This is a genomic window from Arthrobacter sp. NPDC057388 (genome assembly GCF_042668165.1).
Lineage (GTDB): Bacteria > Actinomycetota > Actinomycetes > Actinomycetales > Micrococcaceae > Arthrobacter.
The window spans coordinates 64,045-76,935 of record NZ_JBHVBL010000013.1 but is presented as its reverse complement, the minus strand read 5'-3'; the positions used below and the strand labels follow the sequence as shown (position 1 = coordinate 76,935).

Annotated in this window: 12 protein-coding genes; 5 read left to right on the top strand and 7 right to left on the bottom strand. The window is 65.8% G+C overall.

The genetic code is table 11. The features are described 5' to 3' along the window. Window positions 1-13: 13 nt before the first annotated feature. On the top strand, window positions 14-1,354 hold the full coding sequence (locus ACFUTU_RS08795; protein ID WP_377963248.1) for a right-handed parallel beta-helix repeat-containing protein: 1,341 nt from the start codon (window positions 14-16) through the stop codon (window positions 1,352-1,354). 51 nt (window positions 1,355-1,405) lie between these two features. On the opposite strand, the gene ACFUTU_RS08790 is transcribed toward ACFUTU_RS08795, so the two are convergent. From ACFUTU_RS08790 to ACFUTU_RS08780, 3 genes are all read right to left on the bottom strand, one after another. Continuing rightward, entirely contained in the window at window positions 1,406-2,269 is an 864-nt protein-coding gene (locus tag ACFUTU_RS08790) for an IclR family transcriptional regulator (RefSeq protein ID WP_377963246.1), read from the bottom strand. Window positions 2,270-2,443: 174 nt separating this feature from the next. Beyond that, a complete protein-coding gene (locus ACFUTU_RS08785; RefSeq protein ID WP_377963244.1) occupies window positions 2,444-3,715 on the bottom strand; it encodes an aminopeptidase P family protein in 1,272 nt (423 codons plus the stop codon). 37 nt (window positions 3,716-3,752) lie between these two features. Then, a complete protein-coding gene (locus ACFUTU_RS08780; protein ID WP_377963242.1) occupies window positions 3,753-5,117 on the bottom strand; it encodes an MFS transporter in 1,365 nt (454 codons plus the stop codon). Window positions 5,118-5,545: 428 nt separating this feature from the next. Between ACFUTU_RS08780 and ACFUTU_RS08775 the strand changes: the two genes are divergently transcribed. Then, window positions 5,546-6,103: an NADPH-dependent FMN reductase gene (locus ACFUTU_RS08775; protein WP_377963240.1), complete on the top strand. Its 558-nt coding sequence runs from the start codon at window positions 5,546-5,548 to the stop codon at window positions 6,101-6,103. A gap of 38 nt (window positions 6,104-6,141) precedes the next feature. Continuing rightward, the gene (locus ACFUTU_RS08770) at window positions 6,142-6,612 is read left to right on the top strand and encodes a hypothetical protein (protein WP_377963238.1); all 471 of its coding nucleotides are present in this window, start codon (window positions 6,142-6,144) and stop codon (window positions 6,610-6,612) included. A 373-nt stretch (window positions 6,613-6,985) separates the two neighbouring features. Here the strand turns inward: ACFUTU_RS08770 and ACFUTU_RS08765 are convergent, their stop codons facing one another. The 4 genes from ACFUTU_RS08765 to ACFUTU_RS08750 form a co-directional block, all read right to left on the bottom strand. Further along, complete coding sequence (locus ACFUTU_RS08765) at window positions 6,986-7,114, bottom strand: FAD-dependent oxidoreductase (RefSeq protein WP_377963236.1); 129 nt, start codon at window positions 7,112-7,114, stop codon at window positions 6,986-6,988. A gap of 50 nt (window positions 7,115-7,164) precedes the next feature. Further along, a complete protein-coding gene (locus tag ACFUTU_RS08760) occupies window positions 7,165-7,608 on the bottom strand; it encodes a universal stress protein (protein ID WP_377963234.1) in 444 nt (147 codons plus the stop codon). Between the two features lie 80 nt (window positions 7,609-7,688). Further along, window positions 7,689-8,384 (bottom strand): maleylpyruvate isomerase family mycothiol-dependent enzyme, encoded by a 696-nt coding sequence (locus ACFUTU_RS08755; RefSeq protein WP_377963232.1) that lies wholly within the window; start codon window positions 8,382-8,384, stop codon window positions 7,689-7,691. A gap of 171 nt (window positions 8,385-8,555) precedes the next feature. Next, window positions 8,556-10,133: a PucR family transcriptional regulator gene (locus ACFUTU_RS08750; RefSeq protein ID WP_377963230.1), complete on the bottom strand. Its 1,578-nt coding sequence runs from the start codon at window positions 10,131-10,133 to the stop codon at window positions 8,556-8,558. Between the two features lie 133 nt (window positions 10,134-10,266). Between ACFUTU_RS08750 and ACFUTU_RS08745 the strand changes: the two genes are divergently transcribed. Beyond that, window positions 10,267-11,799: a purine-cytosine permease family protein gene (locus ACFUTU_RS08745; protein WP_377963228.1), complete on the top strand. Its 1,533-nt coding sequence runs from the start codon at window positions 10,267-10,269 to the stop codon at window positions 11,797-11,799. A gap of 29 nt (window positions 11,800-11,828) precedes the next feature. Beyond that, window positions 11,829-12,797 carry a polysaccharide deacetylase gene (locus ACFUTU_RS08740; RefSeq protein WP_377963226.1) on the top strand — a complete coding sequence of 323 codons (969 nt, stop codon included), beginning with the start codon at window positions 11,829-11,831 and terminating at the stop codon, window positions 12,795-12,797. Window positions 12,798-12,891: the final 94 nt, after the last annotated feature.

Below are 12,891 nucleotides of genomic sequence, written 5' to 3'. Positions count from 1 at the left end.
AAGGAAGGAAGCTATGTCAAGCAACAACTACTACGACGTGACTACGTGGCCGGTCGGCAATCCGTCCAAGGATGTCGGTGAAGTCATCAACAGCATCATCGCTGACATCAAGGACCGGCAGACCGTCACCGATGCGGACAACGGAGGAAAGCCGGGCGCGGTGATCTACATTCCGCCGGGGGACTACCACCTCCGCACGCAGGTGGTGATCGACATCAGTTTCCTGAGAATCGAGGGCTCGGGACACGGCTTCACGTCCTCGAGCATCCGGTTCAATGTTCCCGAGGACGAGTGGCCGGACCTGCATGAGCTGTGGCCGGGAGGGAGCCGCATTATCGTCGACATTCCCCTCGGCCAGGACGGGGAGGAATCCAAGCGGGCGGCCTTCTACGTTGAGCGAACCGGCAGCCCGCGGATCAGCTCGGTCGAGTTCTCCAACTTCTGCATCGACGGGTTGCACTTCAACGCGGATGGCACCGGGATGCATCCGGAGAACACCTACGTCAACGGCAAGACCGGTATCTATGTGGCGAACGCCAATGACTCATTCCGCGTAACCGGCATGGGGTTCATTTACCTTGAGCACGCCCTCACGATCTACAACGCGGACGCGCTTTCGATCCACGACAACTTCATCGCTGAATGCGGAAGCTGCATCGAGCTGCGCGGGTGGGGGCAGGCATCAAAGATCACCGACAACCTGATCGGAGCAGGCTTCAAGGGCCACTCGATCTACGCCCAAAACCATGGCGGCCTCCTGATAACCGCGAACAACATCTTCCCCCGCGGTGCGAGCAGCGTTCATTTCGACGGCGTCACGCGTTCCAGCGTCACCAACAACCGCCTGCATTCGTTCTACCCGGGGATGGTGGTCCTGGCAGCGAACAGTTCGGAAAACCTCGTGGCGACGAATCACTTCTTGCGTGACCATGAGCCGTGGACGCCCTTCCTGGGAGTCGACAACGGACTGGACGACCTCAACGGACTTCTCTGTGTCAGCGGCAGCAACAACTCTGTCATCGGCAACCACTTCTCCCAGATCATCGACTCACAAAGCATCCGGCCTGCAGGTGCGACGCCCGTCGTCATCCGACTGAAGGCGGGGGCCGGCAACTTCGTCTCCAACAACCACGTGGTGGCGATGGACGTCCGTTCCACCTCAAGTGACTCCTGCTTCGCGGCACAGGTGGACGCCCTCTTGACCACCGGGGTCTCGGACGGCCTCGCCGTCACGGCCGTCATAGTCGATTCCGGATCGGTCCGGAATACCATCCTTGATTCCGGAAGTGACGCCCAAGTTGTCGCAGACAGGGCTGTTAACGCCGTTCGGGCCACACCCGCGGTCGGCTTCTAGGCGGCACAGAGGTCAGCCTAGGCGCGGCGCAGCCTAGGCATAGGGTGCAGCTTAGGCGCTGCGGCGCTGCTTCGGTGCCACGCCGCCGAGGCGCTGCGTGACCACCCGGGCCGCGCTGGCGCAGGCTTCGCCGAGGCTTTCCAGGGTGTCGGGGGAGACCCGGAACCGGGGTGCCGGGATGAGGACGGAGGCAACGATGTCGCCGCGGTGGTCATAGACGGGGGCTGCGATGCCGACTTCCTCGATGGAGGTCTCGCCGTAGTTGATCGCCCAGCCGCGCTCGCTGACTTCCTCCAGCCGCTGCAGGTACGCCTCGACCGAGTGCTCGTCCAGGCCAGGGAGAGAGATGGTGCCGTTGCGGAGCAGGGTGCCGACCCGCTCGGGCTGTTCGGCGGCGAGGAAGATCTGGACCGAGGCGCTCAGGGCGTCGTTGTAGCGCGCACCCAGCGGGGTGGTGTGCTTGACCTGCTGGCGGCTGGCGATCTGCTCCACGCACATGGACTCGCTGCCGTTCCACACCATGAGCGCACTGGTTTCACCGGTGCGTTCGGTGAGTTCGCGCAGCACGGGGTAGGCCACACGCCGTTCCTCGAGTTCGGCCAGCAGCGGCCCGGCCACCGCGATCAGGCCCAATCCCAGCCGGAAGCGCCGCGTGTCCGGATCCCGCTCCACCAGGTGCTCCTGCTCAAAGGTGGCCAGGATCCGGGACACCGTGCTCTTGTGCAGGCCTACCCGGCTGGCGATCTCGGTGACGCCGAGCATGGGCTCGTCGGCCGTGAAACTGCGCAGCACCGCTATGGCGTTGACGATCACGGAGGCGCCGCGGGCATCGCCGTTGCCTGCGTCTTTGCCCGAATCCGGGCCTGCCGGTTTGGCGGCCGCGTCTCGGTTCGCTGGGGAAGCCGGGGGAGTCATGGTGTTCACTCTATGTCTTTGCTGTATCGGTTCGCCGAAACGACGGCGGGCATGCCCTCCCAGCCGCCCGCCGCCGTCGTACTTAACCCGAAGCGGTTAATTCGCGACTGTTGGCTGAAGGCCTGTGGGCCCGGCGGCGGGGAGGGCATGCCTGCTGGTGGTTACCGGGGGACGCTACGCGCCGATGATGTTGTGCTCAGGGCCGAACGGGAACTTGGTGATGTTCTCCGCGCCGTCCTCGCCCACCACCAGGATGTCGTGCTCGCGGTAGCCGCCGGCGCCGGGCTGGCCCTCGAGGACGGTGATCATCGGCTCCATAGAGACCACCATGCCCGGCTCGAGCACGGTTTCGATATCCTCGCGCAGCTCGAGCCCGGCTTCGCGGCCGTAGTAGTGGCTGAGGACGCCGAAGGAGTGGCCGTAGCCGAAGGTGCGGTTGGCGAGCAGGCCGTGCGAGATGTAGATCTCGTTGAGCTCGGCGGCGATGTCCTTGCAGACGGCGCCGGGCTTGATGAGCTCCAGGCCGCGCCGGTGGACCTCGACGTTGATGTTCCACAGTTCCAGCGAACGGGCATCGGGTTCGCCGTAGAACAGCGTCCGCTCCAGGGCCGTGTAGTAGCCGGAGGTCATGGGGAAGCAGTTCAGGCTCAGGATGTCGTGTTCCTGGATCTTCCGCGTGGTGGCCCAGTTGTGTGCGCCGTCGGTGTTGATGCCCGACTGGAACCAGACCCAGGTGTCGCGGATCTCGGAGTTGGGGAAGGTGCGGGCGATCTCGTGCACCATGGCCTCGGTGCCGATCAGGGCAACCTCGTACTCGGTGATGCCGGCGGTGATGGCGTTGCGGATGGCCTCGCCGCCGAGGTCGCCGATGCGTGCACCGTGCTTGATGACCTCGATTTCCTCGGCTGATTTGATCATGCGCTGGCGCATCGCGGCCTGCGCCACGTCCACCAGGGTGGCTGACTCGAACGCGGCCTGGATCTTGTTGCGGTTGTCCAGCGGCAGGGAGTCGTCCTCGACGCCGAGCCGGCGGACATTGATGCCGCGGGTGCGCAGTACTTCCTGGATTCCGTGGATGAAGTTGTCCCGGCGCCAGTCCGTGTACACGAGGTTTTCGCCGTAGCTGCGGCGCCAGGGCATCCCGGCGTCGATGTTTGCGGTGACGGTGACCGTGTCCTCCTTGGTGACCACCATGGCGTAGGAGCGGCCGAAGTAGGTGAACAGGAAGTCGGAGTAGTACTTGATCGAGTGGTAGCTGGTCAGGACGACGGCGTCCAGGTCCTTCTCGGCCATGATGCTGCGGAGGCCGGCGAGGCGGCGCTCGAACTCGGCGTCGGAGAAGGTCAGGCTGACTTTTTCGCCATTGTTGAGGACCTTGAGGCGCTCGAGCTTGGCGACGTCGTTGACGGTGTTGTCCGGACGGGGGAGGTTCTCGGTGATGGTCATGCTGTTCTTTCCTTTTCTTTCTGGGGTGGGTGTGGTGTCAGTGCTGCTGCAGGGGCTTCTTGGAAGTCTCCGTGGCGAACAGGACTGCGATGAGGGAAACCAGTGAGGCGGCCACGAGGTACCAGCCGGGGGCCAGCTTGTTGTGCGTGAGGCCGATCAGGAGGGTGGCCATGAACGGGGCGGTGCCGCCGAACAGGGCGTTGGAGAGGTTGAAGCTGACGGCGAAGCCGCTGTACCGGGTCTTCGTGGGGAAGAGTTCGGCCAGGAAGCTGGGCAGCGTGCCGTCGTTGAGGGTGAGCATGCCGCCCAGGAGGATCTGGACCAGGACGATCACCAGGAAGTTGCCGGTGTCTAGGAGCATGAACGCCGGGACCGTCACCAGCATGAACAGCACGGACGCGGTGAGCAGCATGGTCTTGCGGCCGAACCGGTCCGAGGCCATGCCCGTGAGGAAGATGAAGCCGATGTAGCTGGCCAGGGCGATGGTGGTGGCCAGGAACGATTCGCCGGCGCCGAAGCCCAGTTCCTCGGCGAGGTAGGTGGGCATGTAGCTGAGGATGACGTAGAAGCCGACGGCGTTCAGCAGCACCGCGCCGGTGGCGATGATGAGCTGCTTCCGGTTGTTGCGGAACATGTCCCTGGCGGGCGCCTTTGTTCCTTCCTTGTCCTCGGCGAGGGCGCGGAAGGCGGGGGTGTCCTCGAGCTTGGTGCGGATGTACCGGCCGATCAGGCCCATGGGAGCCGCCAGCAGGAACGGCAACCGCCAGCCCCAGTCGTGCAGCTGGCTTTCGCTGAGTGTTGCGGTCAGCAGTGCGGCCAGCAGGCTGCCCAGAAGCAGGCCCGCCGCGGTGCTGGCGGGTACGACGGCGGCATAGAGTCCGCGCCTTCCTGCGGGTGCGTACTCCACCAGGAAGGCGGAGGCCCCGGCGTATTCGCCCGAGGCGGAGAAGCCCTGGACGACGCGGACCAGCAGGAGCAGGACCGGCGCCAGGATGCCGATGGTGCCGTAACCGGGGATCAGGGCAATGCAGAACGTGGCCGCGGACATGATGACGATCGAAAGTGACAGGGCCTTCCGCCGTCCCAGCCGGTCGCCGATGTGGCCCCAGAAGAAGCCGCCCAGCGGACGGACGAAGAACGAGATGGCGAAGACGCCGAAGGTTGCCAGCAGTGCCGTCTGGCGGTCGGCCTCGGGGAAGAAGACCGACGAGATGATGCCGGCCAGGTAGCCGTAGACGGCGTAGTCGAACCATTCGACAAAGTTGCCGATGAAGCTCGCGGTGACCACCCGGCGCCGGGTGTCCTTGCTGACCTCGTCACCGGAGGGGGTTGCTGTTGCGCTGCCGGGCAGCTGCGCTGCTGCTCCGGGCGCTTCGGAAGATTGAGGTGTCGGGGGTTTCATGTGTCCACCAATAAAATCTCGGGTTGCCTGTGTTGCAACGCTGTTGCACCAGAGTAGGTGTGATCCAGCTCATCCGTCAATGGGTGGTTTGAGCCGATTCTTTTTCCATCAGTTAGGGGGAGGGGGAATGGCCGGGCCCGCAAGCGTCATTCATGGTTGCTTTGAACGCAACTTAGTTGCCTTATGAGCTGCAAAGATCTCGCCGGACTTCCAGCGCGTCCTCACCTCCCGTCGCCCTATCCCTGACGCGTCCTCACCTCTCGTCAGGTTGGCCGGGACGCTTCCTCACCTTCCAAACCGAGGTGAGGAAGGGCTGGGGGAGAGGCGACGGGAGGTGAGGAAGCGTCTGGGACTAACGGCGCCGCCGTCGGGGTTGTACCTAATGGCGCGGAACCAGGGGATCACCTCAAAGAACGGGAGCGTAAAGCATGGTCAGGATTGCAGTGGTTGTCGGCAGTACGCGTCCGCAGCGCCGCAGCCGGCAGGTGGCGGAGTGGGTGCATTCACGGGCCACTGCCCGCGGAGGTGCGGACTTCGAGTTGCTGGACCTGGCGGACTACAACCTTCCGCTGCTGGATGAGCCCATGCCGCCGTCGATGGGCCAGTACACCCACGAGCACACGAAGGTCTGGGCGCAGGCCGTTGCGCGGTTTGACGGCTTCATCTTTGTGACCGCCGAATACAACCACTCCGTCCCGGGGGCCCTGAAGAACGCGCTCGATTACGTCTATGCCGAGTGGAACAATAAGGCCGCCGGATTTGTCAGCTATGGAAGCGCCGGGGGAGTCCGGGCTGTTGAGAACCTGCGCCTGATTGCCGCCGAACTGCAGATGGCAAGCGTCCGCGCCCAGGTGGCCTTGCCCTTCGCGTCGGAGTTTGCGAACTACACCGTCTTCACGCCGAGTGAGGACGCCGAGGAGGCTTTGAAGCCCCTCCTGGACCAATTGATTTCGTGGTCCACCGCGCTCAAAACGCTGCGCACCTGACAGCGCCTATGCTTGGGACCCAAGGATCGCCGTCGAACTTGGGGGTAAACATGATGCGCCGGGGTGCTTTGGTTGCTGCGGTTTCCGCTGTTTTTTTGCTTGCAGGATGCTCGACGCCGCAGGTGAAGCCCGTGGTCTCGTCGCCTACATCGTCCGTCCAGCCGAACATGCCGACGGCGGTGGTACAAAGCGCCGGGGGCAAGAATGCCTTGGTGCACGCGGGCGTGTCGTCGGTCCCCGAGGAAAGCGGCCAGCTCCTGGGCACTTTGGCGGCGGACGGCGCAGGCTGCGTCGTGGTGCGGGCCGGCGACGGCGAAATGACGACGCTGATCTTCCCGCAAGGCACCACGTTCAAAGGGGAGTCACTTGCCCTGCCAGACGGTTCGTCACTGTCCGAGGGGGCCAAGGTGGCGTTGGATGGGGCACGTGTTCCGGCCGACGAGAAACTGAGTGTGTGCCCGAATTACTTCAGGCTTTTCTCGGTAGTGAAAGCCACCGTCACCCCATAGCGGCAGGATCTGCGGGAGCGTCGGGGTGGAGGCGGCAGGATCTGAGGGGGCGTCGGGGTGGAGACGGCATGGACCCGTGCGAGGGTCCATGCCGCCGTCGCGCCTATTCTGTCGGCCTCAGGGAAGCCCGAATCAGCGATACAACCCGTTCGGCCTCGGTGTGGGTTCCGTGCGTGCCGGCGGTCTCCGACGTGTAGTCGCCGGCGAAGTGCAGCGATCCGGGCCAAGCAGTGCTGCCAGGTCTGGGCGTGGACGGCGAGGACCCGGCCGCGCAGCTGGGTCGCCACCGTGTACACGTCCTCCATCCACTGCACGACCCTTTCCTCGTCGTCGCCAAATCCTGGTAGGTGGCCCGAGGAACTTCCGTAGCAGGTCAGCTGTGGGACCGGCCGCCGATGTCGTGGCCGGACTCCAGGATGAGGACGTTCAGCCCTGAGTCCCGAAGGTAGTACGCGGTGCCCAGTCCCGCGGCACCGCCGCCAACATTTACTACGTCATGCAATCTGGTCTCCTAGTGAAAAATCAGTGTCCATACGTCGACACAACGTCGTTTTAGTCGTCGTAGGTGTTGGCTATGTAGACGTCGCAAGGTGCGTTGTGGGCGACGCTGTTGGCTACGCTGCCCAGTGCGCAGCCGATGCCGCGCATCCTGCGGTTGCCCACGACGATGAGGCGGGCTTCCTTGCTGAGTGCTTCCCTGATGAGAGCGTCCGCAGGCCGGCCGGAGGCTGCGGCGTAGGTGATTTTGATGTCCCCGCCGAGGGTCTCGGCGACGGCCCTGGCGACGTGTTCGGCTTTGTCGGCGTCGGAGACGAGCCATTTGCTGCTGGCGGTGCCGAAGACGTCCGAGCGGTCACTGTCGAAGGCCGACACGACATGGAGGGTGGCGCCAAGTGCGGTGGCGAGGTCTCGTGCAGCCTCGGCTGCCTTTCTGGCCGTGGCGCTGCCATCGACTCCGACTTTAAGCGCAGCCGGGCCCTTTCGACGCCCTCTCACTTCCTGCCGCGTTTCCCCAGACGCGTCCTCACGTCCTGCTGCCTCGAGCCCAACGCTTCCTCAGTCCCGGCGTCGTCCTTTTACGGTGTGAGCGGACCGTGGATGACACGCAGCGCGAGGTCGGTGTCGCCGTCGATGACCGCTTGGTCTGGCAGGCTGGACCGGCCCCAGAGGCCCAGGTACATTTCCTGCGGCACTGCAGCGACCGATGCCACTATTTCGCCAGCGCCGACTATCCAGGTTGTGCCGCCGTGGACCCGGAAGGCGACCGCTCGTCCCGGGTCGGCCATCCGCTCCAGCCGGATCTGCCGCGGTGCGAACATGGCCAGCGCTTCGTCGATGCCGTCGACCAGGAAGTCTTCTGCGAACTCTGGGTCCGGAAGGCCTGATGCTTGGTGGGCGTCGACGAGGTGGATGGCGTGTTCGTGCGCCTGTCTGCGGAGCCAGAAACCGGCCGTGCGTGGCGGAGGGCCGAAGTTCCAGCACGGCGCCGCAGGGTTCAGTGAAGTCATAGTGGCTAGAAACTGGGGTATGCCGTCGAGGAACCAGGCTGCTGCGTTCTCCTTCGGTGGGGCTGCAGCTTGGACCTGCTCGCCGGAGCGAACCACCGCCGCAGCCCATCGTTCTATCGAACCGAGGTGGCCGCAAAGCTCGTTGAGCGTCCATCCGGGACAGGCCGGAACCGGACTTTCCAGTGTGCTCTGCGGCTGACGGGCAAGTACTTCGAGTAATTCGAGGCTATGCGTGAGTTCGGCGAGGTAGCGGTCGGGCAACATGACTCGAGCGTATCCGGACGGGAGGTGAGGACGCGTTGGGTTTGCAGCGACGGGAGGTGAGGACACGTTGGGGTTTGGGCGGCGGGAGGTGAGGGCGCGTTGGGTTGGAAGCGGCGGGAGGTGAGGACGCGTTGGGTTTGAAGCGACGGGACGTGAGGAAGGGTCGTGGGGCTAGGGGAGGGAGGCCAGGCGGGTTGCCAGGTGGAGGCTTGCCAGGCAGCCGGTTCCGCGGGGGTCGCCGCCACAGAGGTCGAAGATGCGCTGCAGCCGGTGGTACATCGACTGCCGCTCCAGGTGCAGCTCGCGTGCCGCCTGCGCGGTATTGCACCCGGAATCGAGCCATACCGCCAGCGTGTGCAGCAGCTGGGAATTCCGTTGCTCGTCGTGCTCGAGGACCGGGCCCAACGCCCGGCGGACGAAGTCGCGGCGGGCAGCGGCGTCGATACTTTCGGCAGCCAGCCGCTCGGCACTGAACGCATCCGCATCCCTGACCTGCGCGGAACCGCCTGTAGATCGGCCAGCCCGCGGGGCCAGGTCAAGCGTCCGCCGCGCCTCCGCCATGGACCAGGCAGCCTCACCAATGCCCTGCCCCAGGGGGCCGACGGCGATCGCCGAACCTTCCGGGACCTCCAGGCTCACCAGCCCCTCAATCAGCGACGACCGTGCCGAACGGGTTCCCTCCCGGGGAAGACCGGCCAGCGCGATGAGTTCCAGCTTGTCGGCATAGCTCGCCGCGCGCGGAACCGACACCGCAAGGACCGAGTCCAGTGCCGGGCGCAGCCGGCCGGAGGCAGCGGAACGGATCATGACGGCGGCCACCGGACCGTCGACGGCGAATCCCGCCGCCGCCCCCAGCTGCTCGAGGCGCCACGGCTGGGCGCCCGAATGGACGGCGCGCATCAGTTCCGCGCCTGCCAGTTCCTTCAGGCCCGGCGGCATCCGCTGCAGCAAAGCCAGACCGAGGATGTCGACGGAGCGTTCGCCGGCCACCCGGATGAAGGTCGGGTCGACCCCCTCGGCGAGCTCCAGCTCCAGCCGGGCTGCGAGCACGCCGCGGACCGGAACGTCGACCGCCGTCGTACCCGCCGCCGTCGTCCCCGGAACTGTTGTACGAACCATCCCCGAACCGCCGGTTCCACTCACTCCGATAGCAGCGCCGCCGTCGGAAGTCCCGCCCTCCGAACCGCCACCAACACCCGCGCTCCCCAGCGTCACCCCCGCCGGAGACACCAGGCGGACCCCGGTCCCGGTCTGCCCGGCGAGCACGGCGAGCACCTCGTCCAGCCCGCCGCCGTGCGCGAGTTCGGCGGCCATGGCGTGGCTGATTTCGTCCCCGCGCTGGAGCAGCTCCACGGACTGGCCCACCAGGATCGAGTTAATGTCCTGCATGATGCCCACGAAGGGCGCCACCTTGCGGAGCTCGAACAGCGGCAGGCCGTTCGACTCGGCCGCCACCAGCATCGACTCCGGAATGTCGGGCAGCACGGACCCGGTCTCGATCGCAACAGCCGCGACGCCGCGGCCCGCAAGCTCGCGCACGTAGTCCACCCGCCGCCGGTCGGTGGCCGTGGCCAGGGCCTGCCCGCCGCTGAGCAGAAGCTCTCCGCCGCGCAGCAGGGGAGCGATGTCCAGCACCTCGCTGGAGTGCACCCACCGCACCTGCCGGCCGGCCACAGCAGAGGCGGCGGCGCGCAGAAGCGGCTCAGCCGCCTGGAGGCTCCGGTTCTTCAGGACGTCTTCAAGGAACACTGATCTGACACTCCGTCATAGGCAAGTGAATTCTGCTAGACAGATCGTACCTTGTTGGTGTGATGGGCCCCACATAGGCTTAATTCATCCCTTCTTCACGGAGGCTCTTCTTCCTCACACGGAGGCTTTTCCGATGCACAATCCCTCAACACCCCAGTCCGGGCCCGCAATGGAGCAGGCCGAGGACTTCGAAGCCTGGCTCCAGCCCATCCCGGAAACCGCCCGCACCCGCAAAGTGTCCGGCCAGTTCTGGATCTGGGCCGGCGCAAACCTCGCCCCGATCAACTGGGTCCTCGGCGCCCTCGGCATCAACCTGGGCCTTGGCTTCGCCGACACCGTCACCGTCCTGGTCCTGGGCAACCTGATCGGCATGCTGCTGTTCGGCTGCTTCGTCCTGCTGGGCCAAAAGACCGGGGCCACCGGCATGGTCCTGGCCCGCGCCGCGTTCGGCCGCCGCGGCAACTACCTCCCGGCCGCCATCCAGGCCCTGCTGGTGGTGGGCTGGTGCGCCGTCAACACCTGGATCATCCTCGACCTGGTCATGGCGCTCTTCGGCACCCTCGGCTGGGTGGATCCCGCAGCCCACAACTACGCCTGGAAGATCGGCGTCGCCACGTTCATCATGGCCGCCCAGGTGGCCATCGCCTGGTTCGGCTACAAGGCCATCGCGGCCTTCGAAAAATGGACCGTGCCGCCCACCATCATCATTCTGGTGGTCATGTCCGCCGTCGCCTGGTTCGGCCTTAAGATCGACTGGACCTACGCCGGCCCCGCGGGCAACATCCTCGAAGGCTCGGAGCGGATCGCCGCGATGAGCGCGGTGATGACGGCCATCGGCATCGGCTGGGGCATCACCTGGTTCACCTACGCCGCCGACTACTCCCGTTTCGTCAGCAGGACCGTGCCCAAGAAAAAGGTCTACCTCGCCTCCGTCCTGGGCCAGTTCATCCCGGTCGTCTGGCTCGGCGTCCTCGGCGCAAGCCTGGCAACCAACAGCGGCGAAGTGGACCCCGGCAAGCTCATCGTCCAGAACTTCGGTGCCCTGGCGCTGCCCGTGCTCCTGATGGTGCTCCACGGCCCCATCGCCACCAACATCCTCAACATCTACACGTTCTCCGTCGCCACCCAGGCGCTCGACATCACCGTCAGCCGACGCAAGCTCAACCTCTTCGTGGGCGTCTTCTCGCTCATTGCCGTCATCTACTTCATCTTCCAGGAGGACTTCGCCGCGGTCCTCGACGCCTGGCTCATCGGCCTGGTGGCATGGGTGGCAGCGTGGGGCGGCGTGATGCTGGTGCATTACTTCTGGCTGGAGAAGCGCTGGCCCGGCAACGTGGAGCGGCTGTTCGACGGCGTGGGCACCCGCCGCCTCCCCGTGGTCAACTGGGCCGGCGTCACGTCGCTGCTAGCCGGGATCGTGGCCACCTGGCTGTTCATGTACGGGCTCATCCCGATCATGCAGGGCCCCATCGCCGTGGCCCTGGGCGGCTGGGATCTCTCCTGGCTGGCCGGCGGACTCACCAGCGCAGCGGTTTACGCGGTACTCGGCCCCCGGCTGCACCGGCCATACGTGACGGTGACGTCCGACGGCGGCACCACCGCCGCCGCTGTCAGCGCACCTGCCGCCGGGCAGGCACCCCAGCCCGTTCCCGCCGTCGAACTCTAACCACTCTTACTACGAAAGGAACCCACGGCATGAGCCCCAGCGCCTTCCCGGATTCCCAGCACCCCATCACCTGGCCCGCCGGCTACACCGCCGCTGCGTCTTTCACCTTCGATGTCGACGCCGAATCCTGCGTCATCGCGCACGATCCCGGCAGCACGCGGCGCATGTCGCTGATGAGCCACCAGTCGTACGGGCCCAAGGTTGCCGTGCCCCGGCTGCTGCAGATCCTGGCGCGGCAGGAGGTCCGCGGGACGTTCTTCATCCCCGGGTTCACGGCGGAAAGCTACCCGGATGTGGTGCGGCAGATCGTCGACGGCGGGCATGAGGTGGCGCACCACGGCTACCTGCACGAGCCGATGCAGGGAATCGACGCCGCGACCGAGGCCTCCTATATCGACCGCGGGCTCGAGGCGCTGGAGAAGGTCGCCGGGATCCGGCCGGTGGGGTACCGGGCGCCGTGGTGGGAGCTGAACTGGCACTCCCCGGCGCTGCTGGCGGACCGCGGCTTCCTCTACGATTCCAGCCTGCTCGACGGCGACGCGCCGTACCGGATGGCTGTTTCTTCCGGTGCTGGTTCCTCCGGTGACACCCGCGACATCGTGGAGATCCCGGTGGACTGGACGCTGGACGACTGGGAGCAGTACGCGTTCTACCCGGGGGTGACCGGCAGCGGCGTGATCGAAAGCCCGGCGAAGGTGCTGGAGATGTGGACGCTCGAGGCACAGGCGCACCACTCGCAGGGGAGTTGCTTCGTGCTCACCAACCACCCGTTCATCTCGGGCCGGCCGTCCAAGGCGGTGGCCCTTGAGCAGCTGATCGAGCGGGTCAAGGGCATGGACGGCATGTGGGTGACAACGCTGGAGCAGATCGCCGAGCATGCCAAGGCCACTGTTGCCGAGGTCCACACCCACGCCCGGATCGAGGTGCCTGTTGCCCCGGGTTTCGGAGCCCGCTTCAAGCCCGGCCAGGTGCAGGTACCCGCGCCGGCTCTGGGCTAGCCCTTTCCGGGTTGGCGCGAACGGACACTTGAGGCCCTTCACACGAGCGCGAACGGACACTTGAGGCCCTTCACAAGAGGGCGCAGGTGTCCGT

What these genes read in the sequence shown, in the direction of transcription:
- ACFUTU_RS08740 (WP_377963226.1), top strand. Translation starts at nt 11,829, where the DNA reads ATGAGCCCCAGCGCCTTCCCGGATTCCCAGCACCCCATCACCTGGCCC.
- ACFUTU_RS08790 (WP_377963246.1), bottom strand. Translation starts at nt 2,269, where the DNA reads ATGACTCCCCCGGCTTCCCCAGCGAACCGAGACGCGGCCGCCAAACCG.
- ACFUTU_RS08775 (WP_377963240.1), top strand. Translation starts at nt 5,546, where the DNA reads ATGGTCAGGATTGCAGTGGTTGTCGGCAGTACGCGTCCGCAGCGCCGC.
- ACFUTU_RS08755 (WP_377963232.1), bottom strand. Translation starts at nt 8,384, where the DNA reads ATGTTGCCCGACCGCTACCTCGCCGAACTCACGCATAGCCTCGAATTA.
- ACFUTU_RS08795 (WP_377963248.1), top strand. Translation starts at nt 14, where the DNA reads ATGTCAAGCAACAACTACTACGACGTGACTACGTGGCCGGTCGGCAAT.
- ACFUTU_RS08745 (WP_377963228.1), top strand. Translation starts at nt 10,267, where the DNA reads ATGCACAATCCCTCAACACCCCAGTCCGGGCCCGCAATGGAGCAGGCC.
- ACFUTU_RS08785 (WP_377963244.1), bottom strand. Translation starts at nt 3,715, where the DNA reads ATGACCATCACCGAGAACCTCCCCCGTCCGGACAACACCGTCAACGAC.
- ACFUTU_RS08780 (WP_377963242.1), bottom strand. Translation starts at nt 5,117, where the DNA reads ATGAAACCCCCGACACCTCAATCTTCCGAAGCGCCCGGAGCAGCAGCG.